Raw genomic sequence first — 14,219 nt, 5'->3', positions numbered from 1 at the left:
CTCGATCTCCGCCGGGACGCCCTCCATCAGCAGGTGCAGGGCCTCGCGCAGCAGACTCAGCGTCGACACGAGGATCAGCACCGCAATCGCAAGCGAGAGGATGGGGTCGACCGGCATCCAGCCGGTGAAGTAGATCACCGCCCCCGCGATGAGCGCGGCGATCGATCCCAGAAGATCTCCCATCACGTGGACCAGGGCCGCACGCACGTTGAGCGTGCGCTGGCCGCGGCTGATGATCGCGGCTGCCGCGATGTTCACGACGAGCCCGAGGAAGGCTATCACGATCACGCTCCCGCCGGCCACCGGCACGGGGTCCTGCAGACGCTCGATCGCCTCCACCACGATGAGCACGATTATCACGAGCATGGAGAGACCGTTCACCGCCGCGGCAATGACCTCGGCCCGTACCAGGCCGTAGGAGTGACGGGCGCTCGCCGGACGCCGCGCGACCCAGCTCGCGAAAAGGGCGAGCGCCAGGGCGAAGGAATCCAGGAACATGTGCCCGGCATCGCTCATGAGGGCGAGCGAGCCGGACCAGAGTCCGCCGACGAGCTCGACCAGCGCAAAACCGAAGGTGAGCAGCAACGCCCAGCCGAGCTGCGGACTCACCATACCCCCGTGCTGGTGGTGGTGATGGTGGTGATCGTCACTATGCGGGTGCTTTTCCACCGCTCACCGCACAGGCGCCCGTCAGCGCGAGCTCGCCCGCCTCCACCGCGATGCTGCCGATGTCATGAACCGCGCGGGCGTACTCGGCGTCTTCCCGCAACTGCACCAGGCTGCGCGCCGCACCTCGCCCGTGCATCCGCGCGAGCCTTGCCAGCGCCACGGCGGACGACTCCCAGCGCAGGCCGGCGAGCACCTCGTCCGCCGCCTCCGGACTGTTGCAGATGAGCCCCATGTCGCAGCCGGCTTCCAGCGCCGTACGCACGCGCTCCACCATGCCGCCCGCCACCGCCGCTCCGGCCATGCCGAGATCATCACTGAAGACCGCGCCGTCGAAGCCCAGCCGCTCGCGCAACACCCGCTTGAGCCAGACTGTGGAAAACCCTGCCGGTGCGGCATCCACCCGCGGATAGATGACATGGGCGGGCATGATCGCCGCGAGCCCGTCGCTCACCAGCCGCGCAAACGGCTTCAGGTCGCAGGCTTCGATCTCCTCGAAGCTGCGTTCATCGACCGGCACTTCGCTGTGCGAGTCGGCGGCGACATAGCCGTGCCCCGGGAAGTGTTTGCCCACGGCCGACACGCCCGCCTGTCGCAGGCCGCGGATCAGCGCCCGCGCAAGCGTCGTGATGACCAGCGGGTCGGCGTGAAAGGCGCGGTTGCCGATGACCGTGCTCGGCCCGTGGTCCACGTCGAGCACCGGCGCGAAAGTGAAGTCGACGCCGCACGAGCGCAATTCCTCGCCGATCACGCGTCCGATGGTCTCCGCCAGACGCGTTGCCTGGTGCGGATGCTCGTCATGCAGACGGCCCAGCGTGCGCATGGGCGGGATGGGCGTGAACCCCTCGCGGAAGCGCTGCACGCGGCCGCCCTCCTGATCGACGGCGACCAGCAGCGGCGGTGCCCGCAGGGCATGGATCTCTGCCGTGAGGACCGCGACCTGCTCCGGTGACTCGTAGTTGCGGGCGAAGATGATGACGCCGCCGCACAGCGGATGGGTGAGCCGCGCACGATCGACGTCGGTGAGCGCCGTGCCGGCAACATCCAGCATCAGCGGTCCGAGCGGCTGCGCGTACGGCGTCACGTGGAACCTCAGCCGCGGCGTGCCGCGCGCATGAGCGCCTTCATCTCGCGCACCGCCTCGCGCATGCCGATGAAAACGGCGCGGCTCACGATCGCGTGGCCGATGTGCAGTTCGCGCACACCCGGCAGCTGTGCGACAGGCTCGACGTTGAAGTAGGTGAGCGCATGGCCGGCGTTGAAGCGCATGCCGCGTGCGCGGATGGCCGCCCCCGCTGCGCGCAGGCTGTCGAGCTCGGCAACGACACCCGGACTTTCCGCGTCCCGTCCCTGGGAATGGAACACATGCGCGTAGGGACCGGTGTGGACTTCGCACACCGCGGCACCGACGCGATGCGCGGCTTCGACCTGGGCGAGATCGGCGTCGATGAAAACGCTCACGACGATGCCGGCGTCCTTGAGCCTGGCGACCGCTTCCTGCAGGCGGCCTTCCTGGGCAACGATGTCGAGCCCGCCTTCGGTGGTGATCTCGTGCCGCCCCTCGGGCACGAGCATGGCCATCTCCGGCCGCACACGGCAGGCGATCCCCACCATCTCGTCGGTCGCTGCCATTTCGAGGTTGAGCTTGATGTGCGTGAGCTCGCGCAGCCGCCGCACGTCCTCGTCCTGGATGTGCCGGCGGTCTTCCCGCAGGTGCACGGTGATGCCATCGGCGCCGCCGAGATGCGCCTCGACCGCGGCCCACACCGGATCGGGCTCGTAGGTGCGACGCGCCTGGCGCAGGGTGGCGACGTGATCGATGTTGACGCCGAGCTCGATCATAGCTGCTGCAGATCGCGCAGGAGCTGGCGGCTGTACAGAGGTCGGTCGCCGAGGTAGTGGGAGATCAGCGTGCGCATGAGGAGCTTGCTCTGCTGCAGCGTGTGCGGGTCGGAGTAGTCGTCGGCGACCAGGTCGAGAAGCGTCTTGCCGCGCAATTCTAGCCGGTTTTCGGCGGTGTCGGCCGCCGCCCGCACCGGTCCGCGCTCGATCTCGTAGTGATAGCGTTCGCCCGCCTCGATCGGGGCGCCGCTGCCCGCCTCGACCGCGAGCGGCATGGCGTAGCCCAGTTCCTGCAGCAGATATTTCTCGAAGCCGCGCAGGGCGGGCTCGGCCGCCGTGCCTTCGCCGAGCCGGCGCAAGGTCGTCTCGTACGCGAGGTAGAGCCGCTCGTGCGGATCGTCGCGCGGCACCAGGCGCAGAATCAGTTCATTGAGATAGAAACCGCACATGAGCGCAGTGCCGCGCAGGAACGGAAAGCCGCCGACCCGTTCGGCGGCGTGCAGGGTCCGCAGCTCCGAGCGTCCGAACCACGACAGCTCGAGCGGCTCGAACGCCCGCAATGCGCTGCGCAGGGCGCTCGCCGGCCGCCGCGCACCGCGCGCGACCAGGGCGACGCGGCCCCACTGCCGGGAAAACGCTTCGAGCACGAGGCTGGTTTCCTTCCAGGGATAACGGTGCAGGATGAAGGCAGGCTCGCCGTCACGCCGCCCCGTCTCGCGCGCGCTCATCGGCAGTCCCGCGTGCGGCGCGCGCGTTCTCCACGAGGGACTTTGCGCTCCTTCGCGCACGTGCTCATGCGTAGCCCATGGAACCGAGCTGGCGCTCGTCGTCGGCCCAGCCCCCCTTGACCTTCACCCAGACTTCGAGGAAGACGCGCGCGTCGAACAGCTGCTCCATTTCCTTGCGCGCCTGCGTCGCGATTGCCTTCAGTTTCTCGCCACCCGCGCCGATCAGGATCGCCTTGTGACCCGAGCGGTCGACCACTATGGAGGCGTGGATGCGCCGCAGCCGGCCTTCCTCCTCGAACTGCTCGATGACCACGGCCACGCCATAGGGAACCTCCTCCCCCAGCAGGCGAAATGCCTTTTCCCGGATGAGCTCGGCGGCCAGGAAGCGCTCGCTGCGATCGGTGATCTCGTCCGCCGGAAAGGGCGGCGGCGCCACCGGGAGGTACTGCCGCACCGTATCCAGCAGATGCCCGAGCTGGGTGCCGCGCTCCGCGCTCACCGGAACGATCTCGACGAAGGCGCGAGCGCTCGCGACGCGCTCGATGAAGGGCAGCAGGGCGCGCTTGTCCGTCAGGCGGTCGATCTTGTTGATCACCAGCAGCACCGGCTGCGCTGCGGGAATGAGTGCCAGCACCGCCCGGTCGCGCCCGTCGAAGCGACCTGCCTCGATCACGAATAGAACAAGATCGACATCGGTCAGGCTATCCGTCACCGCGCGGTTCATCGCGCGGTTGAGCGCGCTCGAATGGCGCGTCTGGAACCCGGGCGTGTCGACGAACACGAACTGGTCGGCCGGGCGGGTGACGATGCCGGTGATGCGATGCCGGGTCGTCTGTGCCTTCTTCGAGGTGATGCTGATCTTCGTCCCGACGAGGCTGTTGAGCAGCGTGGACTTGCCCACGTTGGGCCGGCCGACGATGGCAATGAGCCCGGCGCGGTGCTCCGCGGGGTCGGTCATTCGCGTCCCGTGACACGCGCGTAGGCAGCGCGCGCAGCAGCCTGCTCCGCCGCGCGCCGGCTGCTGCCCTCGCCGCGGCTGCGAATGCCCAGATCGTCGATCGCGCACTCGACGTCGAAGCGCTGATCGTGCGCCTCGCCCGTGGTCGCGATCACCGAGTAGCGGGGCAGCGCCAGCCGGCGTCCCTGGAGATATTCCTGCAGCTGCGTCTTCGGGTCCTTCCCCTGCGTGCGTGGATCGATGCCGGCAAGCAGCGGTGAGAAGCAGCCTGCCACGACGTCGCGCGCTGCCTCGAACTGGCCATCGACGAACACCGCGCCGATCACCGCCTCGAGCGCATCGGCGAGAATCGAGGGTCGGCGCGCCCCGCCGCTCCTGAGTTCCCCCTCGCCCAGCTGCAGCGCATCGCCGAGCTTGAGCGTCTGCGCCACGTTGAAGAGGCTCTCCTGATTCACCAGACTTGCGCGGGTGCGCGAGAGTTCCCCCTCGCTCAACCGTGGAAAGCGCTCGTAGAGGAGCGCCGCGATGACGCAGTTGAGAACGCTGTCGCCCAGGAACTCCAGGCGCTCGTTGTGGCTCGCGCTGTGGCTGCGATGGGTCAGCGCCTGACGCAGCAGCGCGGGCTCACGAAATCGGTAACCGATGCCGCGCTCGGTGGCTGAGAGATCCATCTGACGCTGATGGCGTCGCGCTCACGATCCGCTACTTTCCGCCCGTGGAGCTCGTGGTCGAGAAATCGATGCACGCGCTCACGTTCTGAAACAGCGGAATCTGCTGGGAATAGTTGGCCGACACGGTGAAACCGCCTTCACCGTCCTTCTCGATGTCGAGATCCTGGCTGCTGATGACCTTGATGTCGTTCACCATCGCACGCTTGTCGAACGCGCTGCGGATTTCGGGCGCACCGGCATTCCTGAGCTCGGGATTGGCGGTGACTTCCTTCAGGGCGCTCTTCACCGTCAGGAACTGCAGATACGCGGGCAAGAGGCGAAAGCCCAGCAGCACGAGGGCCCCCACCACGATCACCACGAACGAGAGCCCGATGAACCCTATCCCCTGCTGCCGACGTCGATTGCGCATGCTGTCCCCTCAATTGATGCTGCGGCCGATGCGCGACAGGTCGTCGAAGTTCCACCAGATGACGAATGCCTTGCCGACGATGTTGCGCTCCGGCACGAAACCCCAGTACCGGCTGTCGCTGCTCGCATCGCGGTTGTCCCCCATCATGAAGAAGTGACCCGCGGGCACCTTGCAGCGGAAGCCGTCGTCATTGTAGACACAAGCGTCGCGGTAGGCGAACTGCCGCACGCCCGCCACCTGGATCGGCGGCACCTGCGGGTTGACGATGATGCTGTGGTCGTGGCCGCCGAGGTCCTCGAGGTAGCGGTCCGCGGTCACCAGGGCGAGGCTGCCCTCGACGTAGGAATAGACGCCGTCCGGCTTGGTCGGCACCCGCTCGCCGTTCACCCACAGGCGCTTGTTGCGATACTCGACCAGGTCGCCGGGCACGCCGACCACGCGCTTGATGTAATCGAGCGACGGATCCTCCGGATAACGGAACACCATCACCTCGCCACGCTTCGGTTGATTCACGTCCCACACCTTCACATTGACGACGGGCAAACGGATGCCGTAGGTGAACTTGTTGACGAGGATGAAATCGCCGATGAGCAGCGTCGGAATCATCGAACCCGACGGGATCTTGAACGGCTCGACCAGGAACGAGCGCAGCAGGAAGACGACGAGAATGACCGGAAAGAAGCTCTTCGCATACTCCACCCACCACGGCTCCTTGCGGTCCGCCGCGCGACGCCTGCGCAGAAGCAGAAGGTCGAGCAGCCACACGCCGCCGGTGACCACCAGCAGCAGGAACATGACGAGCGCAAAATTCATCGACGGACCGTTTTCGTTGGACGGGGAGTGCGAGGCGAGCCGCTACTTGCCTTCGACCTTGAGGATCGCGAGGAAGGCTTCCTGCGGGATCTCGACGCTGCCCACCTGCTTCATGCGCTTCTTCCCTGCCTTCTGCTTTTCCAGCAGCTTGCGCTTGCGCGTGATGTCGCCGCCATAGCATTTCGCCAGCACGTTCTTGCGCAGCGCCTTCACGTTCTCGCGGGCGATGATGTGCGAGCCGATCGCCGCCTGCACGGCGACATCGAACATCTGCCGCGGAATCAGTTCGCGCATTTTCGCGGCGAGCTCGCGTCCGCGGTACTGGGCATTGCCACGGTGGACGATGAGCGAGAGCGCGTCGACCTTCTCGGCGTTGATCAGAATGTCAAGCTTGACCAGGTCGGAGGCACGGTACTCCTTGAAATCGTAGTCGAGCGACGCATAACCGCGCGACACCGACTTGAGCTTGTCGAAGAAGTCGATCACCACTTCGTTCAACGGGAGTTCGTAGGTCAGCACCACCTGCCGCCCGATGTAGTGAAGGTCCTTCTGCACGCCGCGCTTCTGGTTGCACAGCGTGATGACGGAACCGACATAGTCCTGCGGCACGATGATCGAGGTGGTGATGATGGGCTCGCGGATCTCCTCGATCTTCGCGGGGTCCGGCATCTTCGACGGATTCTCGATCTCGTGCACGGTACCGTCGCGCAACACGACTTCGTACACCACGGTCGGCGCCGTGGTGATGAGATCCATGTCGTACTCGCGCTCGAGCCGCTCCTGCACGATCTCCATGTGCAGGAGGCCGAGGAAGCCGCAGCGGAAGCCGAAACCCAGTGCCTGACTCGTTTCCGCCTCGTACTGCAGGGAGGCATCGTTCAAGTGCAGCTTCTCCAGCGCATCGCGCAGCGCTTCGTACTGGTTCGATTCCACCGGATAGAGGCCGGCGAAGACCTGCGGCTTGATCTCCTTGAAGCCCGGCAGCGGTTCCACTGCCGGTCGATCGGCGAGCGTGATGGTGTCGCCCACCTTCGCCGCCTTGAGTTCCTTGATGCCCGCGATGACAAAGCCCACCTCGCCCGCCGCAAGCTGCTCCCGCGCCTGCGACTTCGGCGTGAACACGCCGACCTGCTCGCACAGATAGCTCGCGCGATTCGCCATCAGCAGGAGCCGGTCCTTCGGTCTCAGCACACCGTCGACCACGCGCACGAGCATGACGACGCCGACATAGTTGTCGAACCAGGAATCGATGATGAGTGCCTTCAGCGCGGCGTCGACCTGCCCGCGCGGCGCGGGGATGCGCGCAATGACCGCCTCGAGAATGTCCGTCACCCCTTCGCCGGTCTTGGCGCTGCAGCGTACGGCGTCGGCCGCGGGTATGCCAATGATGTCCTCGACCTCGGCGATGACGCGCTCCGGCTCGGCTGCCGGCAGGTCGATCTTGTTGAGGACGGGCACCACCTCGACACCCTGCTCGATGGCCGTGTAGCAGTTCGCCACGGTCTGCGCCTCGACTCCCTGCGAAGCGTCGACGACGAGCAGTGCGCCTTCGCAGGCGGCGAGCGACCGCGACACTTCATAGGAGAAATCCACGTGCCCGGGCGTGTCGATCAGGTTGAGCTGGTACGCCTCGCCGTCCTGCGCCGTGTAGGTGAGCGCCACCGTCTGCGCCTTGATGGTGATGCCGCGCTCGCGCTCGAGATCCATCGAATCCAGCACCTGCGCCTCCATCTCGCGGTCGGACAGCCCGCCGCAGAGCTGGATGATGCGATCTGCGAGGGTCGACTTGCCGTGATCGATGTGGGCGATGATGGAGAAATTGCGGATGCGCTGCATGGCACGACGGGCGGGTCGCAAGCGGAAGCAACGGACGCGTTTCCGCTCGCTGCGAAGGCCGCGATTCTAGCGGAATTTCGCGAGCCAGGCACCCACCGCCGCAGGGTCGAGCCGGTAGTGGCAAAGCTCTTCGTCGCCGGCGAGAAGCACCGGAACCCGCTCGCCGAAGCGGGCTTCGAGGACAGGGTCGTCGTCCACGTCGCGCACCTCGTACAGGAAGCCGGCGCCGCCCTGGAGCGTCCGCAGGGCCTCGATCATCTCCTCGCAGAGGTGGCAATAGCTGCGCGTGAGCACCGTGAGGCGTGGCGCCTCATCCGCCATTGAGCTTCATCGTGATGAAGATCTGCGAATCGCCACGGCGCACGAGCAGCGCCACCGTCCTGCCTTTTTCCATGTGGTCGATGAGCTGATTGAACTGCTCGACCGACTTCACCTCCTGACTGCCCAGGGACAGGATGACATCCCCCTGCCGCACGCCCGCCTTGGCGGCCGGACCCTGTGCATCCTCGACGAAGACGCCGCTCGCCACGCCCAGCTCCTTGCGCTGCTCGGCCGTCAGGTCGGACAGGCTCATGCCGTGGCGCTTCGAGGTCTCGGGAATCGACTTCTTCGTCGGCTTCTGCGCCACCTTTTCGTCCTGCAGTTCGGCAACGACGACGATGAGTTCCTTCGTCTGCCCCTTGCGCCAGACCTGCACGGTCGCCTTCGTGCCGGGCCGGGTCGCGCCCACGAGACGCGGCAGGTCGCCCGAGCTCGTCACCGGCTTGCCGTCGAATTTGACGATGACATCGGAGGCCTCGATGCCGGCGCGGTCGGCGGGCCCCCCCTTCTCCACCGAGTTGACCAGCGCGCCCTGCGGCTTGTCCATGCCGAACGACTCGGCGAGTTCCTTCGTCACCTCCTGGATGACCACACCGATGCGGCCGCGCGTCACCTTGCCGGACGTCTTCAACTGGTTGGCGATGTCCATCGCCACGTCGATCGGGATGGCGAAGGCCACTCCCATGTAGCCGCCGGTGCGGCTGTAGATCTGCGAGTTGATGCCGACCACCTCGCCGCGCAGGTTGAAGAGCGGTCCCCCCGAATTGCCCGGATTGATGGCGACGTCGGTCTGAATGAACGGAACGAAGTTCTCCTGCGGCAGCGAACGTCCCTTGGCGCTCACGATGCCCGCCGTGACCGAATTCTCGAAGCCGAATGGCGAGCCGATGGCAACCACCCACTCGCCGACACGCAGCTTGTTCGGATCGCCCATGTTCACCTTGGGCGTCTGCGCATCGATCTTGATCAGCGCAACGTCCGTTCGCTTGTCGAAGCCGATGACCTTCGCCTTCAGCTCGCGCTTGTCGTTGAGCCTGACCGTGATCTCCTCGGCGCCGTCGACGACGTGTGCGTTGGTCAGGATGTAGCCGTCGCCGCTGATGAAGAACCCCGAGCCCTGCGAGCGTGTCTGCTGCTCGCGCGGCATGTTCGGCGGCATGAAGCGCTTGAAGAACTCGAACATCGGATCGTCTTCCGGGATGTTCGGCATCCCCGGCATGCTCTTCGCCGTCTGCGTCGTGCTGACGTTCACCACCGCCGGCCCCTGCCGGTCCACGAGATCGGTGAAATCGGGAAGCTGCGCTGCCGCCACCAGCGGAAGCAGCGTCAGCCACAGGGCGAGCAATCGTTTCATGCTGTTCGTTCCTCGATGCGCGAGCGGATGCACACTATTCGCGGTCCCGTTCGGTGCACGGTGCGCTCGCGCGGAAGTCTGCTTGCGAGAGAAGACCGCAGCGGCGATCGCGAGATCGCCTCGCGGCAATGAAGCGGGCATTACTTGGCAGAAACCGACCGTCCCACCTGCACCACGGTCGCGCTTGGCGCTTCGCCCAGGACGGTGACCATATAGTCGTCGACGGGGCGGCTGTAGATGTTGACGGCACCCTGATGCGAGACACCCTGCACGGGACGTGCACTGCCACCCAATGGTTCGATGAAGACAGAGATCGCTGCAAGACCGTCCGAGTAGACGATGTGCGCGACCGGCGCCGGGCGGCCCGGCAGCTTGCGCTTGGTTTCCATGATCTTGCGGAAACCCGCCGGATAGCTGCCGACGATCCATCCGGAGTCTGCGGAGGCATTCTCCGCCATGCCGGAAGCATCGCGTTGCCAGCCAGGCCCCTGGCCGTCGTACTTGGGTTTGAGGGCTTCCTTGTCAAAGTCGCCGCCGATCGTTACCTGCGTGAACGCAAACTGCTCGACTGTCTCCTTGCGCTCGTTAATCATGCGCGCCTTGAGGAGAAGACCGGTTTCGCTGTCGGCCCAGAACTTGTGGCCGTAGCGCAGACCATCCTTCGGTTCGAGAATCAGCTGCTGCGCGTCGCGCCCCGCCACGCGCTCACGGTCGCCGACGCGGACCGTATAGTACTCCGTCAATGAAGCGAGCTGTTGCGGGAGCAGCGCGGGGAAGGGTTTGGAGCGGCGCTTGTTGACGCGGACGGTCTTGGTGTCGGGATAGAAGCACTGGACCTCGTCGTCGGTGCGGATGACTTCCCGCGCCGGACCGTCGAGAACCTCAAGTTTCTCCAGCTCGCGCGTACCGTCGAGGTAGTGCCAGATGCGCGACGTCTCGACCTGGTCACCGTATTGGTAAACGAACGTGCCGGTGTAATTGAGATTGCGCGCCGCGTTTGCGACCTTCTGCAACCAGCCCACCCCGCCATCGGGGACGGACACTTCGGCGAACGCAAGTGACGAGCCGAGAAGCAGGCCCACCACCAAGGTGACAGCAGACTTCATTTAGTACCGTCGTTCGCCACCTCGGCCACCGTTCGCACGTAGGGGGCCACGCCCTGAATCTGCGTTGCCGGAGAGTACTCCTGATGTGCGAACAGGTAATCGCGCACGTGACTCACCGGTGCTGCCGCCTGCAGGATTGCCTCCGCCTGTGGCGCGGCGGACGCGGGCTGTGCGGGGGCGTGGGTCGTCAGCTGCGTCGACGCAATGTTCACCGGCGACGGCTCGGGCGCCATCGGGTTGTGTCCGAATGCGAGCCAACCGACGGTCGCTACCGCAGCTACCGAAGCCGCAACCGACAGGGCGTGAGCACGAATCTGCGCCAGCGGACTGCGGCGCACGCGCGGCACCGGTGACAGAACGGTGGGCTCATCCGCGAGTCGCGCGCCGACTTTCACCACGAAGTCGCGCGACAGCAGATACTCGTCGCGGAAGGCATCGCTGATCAGATGATAGGTTTCCCACTTGCGCCGAGCTTCTTCGTCCTTGATCACGCGGTCCATCGCGCGATCCGCATCCGGCCCCTCAACCTCACCGTCCATCAGAGCGGAGACTCGTTCCACGTTACCACCTCTTGTCTCTTGTCGTCCCCAGCAGGGGGCGTAGTTTTTCTGCGATTGCCTCGCGCGCACGGAAGATACGCGATCTGACGGTGCCGATGGGACAATTCATGAAGGCCGCGATGTCTTCGTAACTGAGCCCTTCGATCTCGCGGAGCGTGATTGCCGTTCGCAACTCCTCTGGCAATTGCTGCATGGTGTCGTTCACCGTCTGAGCGATTTCCTTGCTCAGAAGTTCAGCCTCGGGCGTATTGACGTCCCGCAGCTGATCGCCGTCCTCGAAGGTTTCCGCATCCTCACTGTCGAACTCCGTCGAGGTCGGTGCCCGCCGCCCCATCGCGACCAGATAGTTCTTGGCCGTGTTGATGCCGATCCGGTACAGCCAAGTGTAGAACGCACTATCGCCGCGAAACGATGGCAAGGCCCGATACGCCTTGATGAACGCCTCCTGAGTAACGTCCTCGATTTCACCCGCATCGCGGATGAACCGGGACAGCAGGCGTGCGAGCTTGCGCTGGTATTTGACTACCAGCAGCTCGAACGCTTTCTTGTCACCTCGCTGGGCGCGTTCGACCAATTGCTGGTCGATCTCGCGATCACCCATCAACTCCGTTCCTGAAGGATTTTTTTAGCCGGAAAGCGCGGCATGGACCGCGCTAAAAGCTTGAAAGTATAACCTTCGGAACTGGATTATCCAAAAACGTGCACCAGCGACAAACACACAGACTGCGTGTCAACGCAAAGAGTTCACGACCGCTCGCGCGAAATTCCATGGGCGTTTGATGCAGATCAAGCCCTTAAAGCCGAGCGGGAAATTCGGGTATGATCCGCTGCCATGGAATCTCCCGTGCCGCCGCCCCGTCGGTTCGATGCTGTCGTGGTCGGCAGCGGGTTGGCCGGCTTGACCGTCGCGCTGCATCTCGCCGACCGCATGACGGTGTGCATCGTCACCAAAGGTCAACTGCGCGAGGGGGCGAGCGACTGGGCGCAGGGCGGTATCGCCACCGTGCTGGCAAAGGAAGATTCACCGGAAGCCCACATCCAGGACACGCTTACCGCCGGTGCCGGTCTCTGCGATGAAGCGGTGACGCGCTTCGTCGTCGAGCACAGCCGTGAAGGGATCCAGTGGCTGATCGAGCAAGGCGTGCCGTTCACGCGAGATGCAGAGAGCGACAGCGGCTTTCATCTCACGCGCGAGGGCGGACATAGTCACCGCCGCGTGATCCACGCCGCCGATGCGACCGGTGCTGCCGTGCAGACCACTCTCGAAGGCAAGGTGAAGGCGCACTCGAACGTGACGGTGCTCGAGCACCACACGGCGATCGACCTCGTGACGTCGAGCAGGATCGGTCTCGACGATGGCCGCTGCCTCGGGCTCTACGCGCTCGACCGCAAGGCAGATCACGTCGTCACCATCGCCGCGCGCCACACCATCCTCGCCGCCGGCGGCGCCGGCAAGGTCTATCTCTACACGACCAATCCCGACACCGCGAGCGGCGATGGCGTGGCGATCGGCTGGCGCGCCGGCTGCCGCGTCGCGAACATGGAATTCATCCAGTTTCACCCGACGTGCTTGTATCACCCGCACGCGAAGTCCTTCCTGATCTCGGAAGCGGTGCGTGGCGAAGGCGGACTGCTCAAGCTGCCCGACGGCACGCGTTTCATGCCCGAGCACGACCCGCGTGCGGAGCTCGCCCCGCGCGACATCGTGGCGCGTGCCATCGACTTCGAGATGAAGAAGCGCGGCCTCGATTGCGTTCACCTGGACATCAGCCACAAGAGCGCGGAATTCCTGACGAGTCATTTCCCCACCATCTACGCGCGCTGCCTGGAACTCGGCATCGACATCACGCGCGAGCCGATTCCGGTCGTGCCGGCCGCGCACTACACGTGTGGCGGCATCGTCACCGACACGCACGGTCGCACCGATCTGCCCGGTCTCTACGCGGTCGGCGAGACGGCCTGCACCGGCCTGCACGGGGCGAATCGACTGGCCAGCAACAGCCTGCTCGAGTGCCTGGTGTTCGGACGCGCGACGGCCGAATACGTCCGCACCCAGGGTCAGCCTTCGCTTCATCCCTTGCCTGCCTGGGACGAGAGCCGCGTCACCGATCCCGACGAAGAGGTGGTGATCGCGCACAACTGGGACGAACTGCGCCGCTTCATGTGGGACTACGTCGGCATCGTGCGCACCAACAAGCGCCTGGAACGGGCGCAGCACCGCATCCGGCTGCTGCAGGAAGAGATCTACGAGTACTACTCGAACTTCCGGGTCAGCAACGATCTGCTCGAACTGCGCAATCTCGTGCAGACCGCCGCCCTGATCGTCCGCTGCGCGCTCTCCCGCAAGGAAAGCCGCGGGCTGCACTACAGCCTGGACTATCCGGAAACGGCGCCCGTCGCCTGCAGCACGGTACTGCGCCGCGACGAGCCACGCACCGCGCTCGGCGTCGAAGCGGTCTGACGCGCGCTCACGCGTCCTGCACCGTGTCCGCGCGCCGCCAGCGCAGCCAGACGCGCAGCCGTCGATGCGTCTCGACGTCGGTCGCATCAGGGGGCACAACGATGGCCCGCGGGAGGTGACTCCCCTTCACCTTGAAGTGGATTACGACGAGCCAGGGCGCGGCGAAACTCGAACCGAGCACGCTGCCGGCCAGATGCCGCCCGGAGCGATCCGTAACCTCCACGTCCAGGGTCTCGGAAAGCTCGAAGCCCACGCAGGAGCGGCCGCACGAGCGCCAGGCATGGCATCTCAGCGCGAAGCCGAGGTTTGCGACCAGCGCGGCGAGGAGCGCCGCGCAGACTGCGCCCGGCAGCTGGCTCGCCGCCACGCCGCCCGCCGCCAGCAGGTGGACCGCGGCAAGCGATACGGCAAGCCGCCGCGAAGGGCCGAGCGCGACGCGCAGCACGGCGGGCGCAGCGGGCCTCATGGTCGATTCACCGCAACGGCCAAGGTGG

Annotated in this window: 16 protein-coding genes; 1 reads left to right on the top strand and 15 read right to left on the bottom strand. The window is 65.6% G+C overall.

Features of this window, described 5'->3' with window-relative positions:
• The 14 genes from JNK68_01070 to rpoE all read right to left on the bottom strand — a co-directional run.
• On the bottom strand, window positions 1-612 hold a 612-nt coding region (locus JNK68_01070; protein ID MBL8538937.1), incomplete at its 3' end, for a cation transporter.
• 37 nt (window positions 613-649) lie between these two features.
• Window positions 650-1,717, bottom strand: coding sequence for a beta-N-acetylhexosaminidase (gene nagZ, locus JNK68_01065; GenBank protein ID MBL8538936.1), 1,068 nt, complete (start codon window positions 1,715-1,717; stop codon window positions 650-652).
• A 41-nt stretch (window positions 1,718-1,758) separates the two neighbouring features.
• Window positions 1,759-2,508, bottom strand: coding sequence for a pyridoxine 5'-phosphate synthase (locus JNK68_01060; GenBank protein MBL8538935.1), 750 nt, complete (start codon window positions 2,506-2,508; stop codon window positions 1,759-1,761).
• Window positions 2,505-3,236 carry a DNA repair protein RecO gene (gene recO, locus JNK68_01055; protein MBL8538934.1) on the bottom strand — a complete coding sequence of 244 codons (732 nt, stop codon included), beginning with the start codon at window positions 3,234-3,236 and terminating at the stop codon, window positions 2,505-2,507. The genes JNK68_01060 and recO overlap by 4 nt, the downstream gene beginning before the upstream one ends.
• 64 nt (window positions 3,237-3,300) lie before the next feature.
• Window positions 3,301-4,194, bottom strand: a complete 894-nt coding sequence (gene era / locus JNK68_01050; GenBank protein ID MBL8538933.1) for a GTPase Era — start codon at window positions 4,192-4,194, stop codon at window positions 3,301-3,303.
• The gene (rnc, locus tag JNK68_01045; protein MBL8538932.1) at window positions 4,191-4,865 is read right to left on the bottom strand and encodes a ribonuclease III; all 675 of its coding nucleotides are present in this window, start codon (window positions 4,863-4,865) and stop codon (window positions 4,191-4,193) included. Before rnc ends, era begins: the two co-directional genes overlap by 4 nt.
• Window positions 4,866-4,896: 31 nt before the next feature.
• Window positions 4,897-5,274: a DUF4845 domain-containing protein gene (locus JNK68_01040; protein ID MBL8538931.1), complete on the bottom strand. Its 378-nt coding sequence runs from the start codon at window positions 5,272-5,274 to the stop codon at window positions 4,897-4,899.
• 9 nt (window positions 5,275-5,283) lie between these two features.
• Window positions 5,284-6,087, bottom strand: a complete 804-nt coding sequence (lepB, locus tag JNK68_01035) for a signal peptidase I (GenBank protein MBL8538930.1) — start codon at window positions 6,085-6,087, stop codon at window positions 5,284-5,286.
• A 42-nt stretch (window positions 6,088-6,129) separates the two neighbouring features.
• Window positions 6,130-7,923 (bottom strand): elongation factor 4, encoded by a 1,794-nt coding sequence (gene lepA, locus JNK68_01030; GenBank protein MBL8538929.1) that lies wholly within the window; start codon window positions 7,921-7,923, stop codon window positions 6,130-6,132.
• Between the two features lie 66 nt (window positions 7,924-7,989).
• Window positions 7,990-8,244, bottom strand: a complete 255-nt coding sequence (locus tag JNK68_01025; protein ID MBL8538928.1) for a glutaredoxin family protein — start codon at window positions 8,242-8,244, stop codon at window positions 7,990-7,992.
• Window positions 8,234-9,598 (bottom strand): DegQ family serine endoprotease, encoded by a 1,365-nt coding sequence (locus JNK68_01020; GenBank protein MBL8538927.1) that lies wholly within the window; start codon window positions 9,596-9,598, stop codon window positions 8,234-8,236. The genes JNK68_01025 and JNK68_01020 overlap by 11 nt, the downstream gene beginning before the upstream one ends.
• Before the next feature lie 140 nt (window positions 9,599-9,738).
• A complete protein-coding gene (locus JNK68_01015) occupies window positions 9,739-10,704 on the bottom strand; it encodes a MucB/RseB C-terminal domain-containing protein (GenBank protein ID MBL8538926.1) in 966 nt (321 codons plus the stop codon).
• Window positions 10,701-11,243, bottom strand: coding sequence for a sigma-E factor negative regulatory protein (locus tag JNK68_01010; protein MBL8538925.1), 543 nt, complete (start codon window positions 11,241-11,243; stop codon window positions 10,701-10,703). Before JNK68_01010 ends, JNK68_01015 begins: the two co-directional genes overlap by 4 nt.
• A 22-nt stretch (window positions 11,244-11,265) precedes the next feature.
• Window positions 11,266-11,865, bottom strand: coding sequence for an RNA polymerase sigma factor RpoE (gene rpoE / locus JNK68_01005; GenBank protein ID MBL8538924.1), 600 nt, complete (start codon window positions 11,863-11,865; stop codon window positions 11,266-11,268).
• A gap of 231 nt (window positions 11,866-12,096) precedes the next feature.
• Here rpoE and nadB point away from each other — a divergent pair, with 231 nt between their 5' ends.
• Entirely contained in the window at window positions 12,097-13,725 is a 1,629-nt protein-coding gene (nadB, locus tag JNK68_01000) for an L-aspartate oxidase (GenBank protein MBL8538923.1), read from the top strand.
• Window positions 13,726-13,732: 7 nt separating this feature from the next.
• Here nadB and JNK68_00995 read toward each other — a convergent pair whose 3' ends face one another.
• Window positions 13,733-14,191: a hypothetical protein gene (locus JNK68_00995; GenBank protein MBL8538922.1), complete on the bottom strand. Its 459-nt coding sequence runs from the start codon at window positions 14,189-14,191 to the stop codon at window positions 13,733-13,735.
• Window positions 14,192-14,219: the final 28 nt, after the last annotated feature.

Source organism: Betaproteobacteria bacterium (assembly GCA_016791345.1).
Lineage (GTDB): Bacteria > Pseudomonadota > Gammaproteobacteria > Burkholderiales > JAEUMW01 > JAEUMW01.
This window is presented reverse-complemented; position numbering and strand designations above follow the sequence as displayed.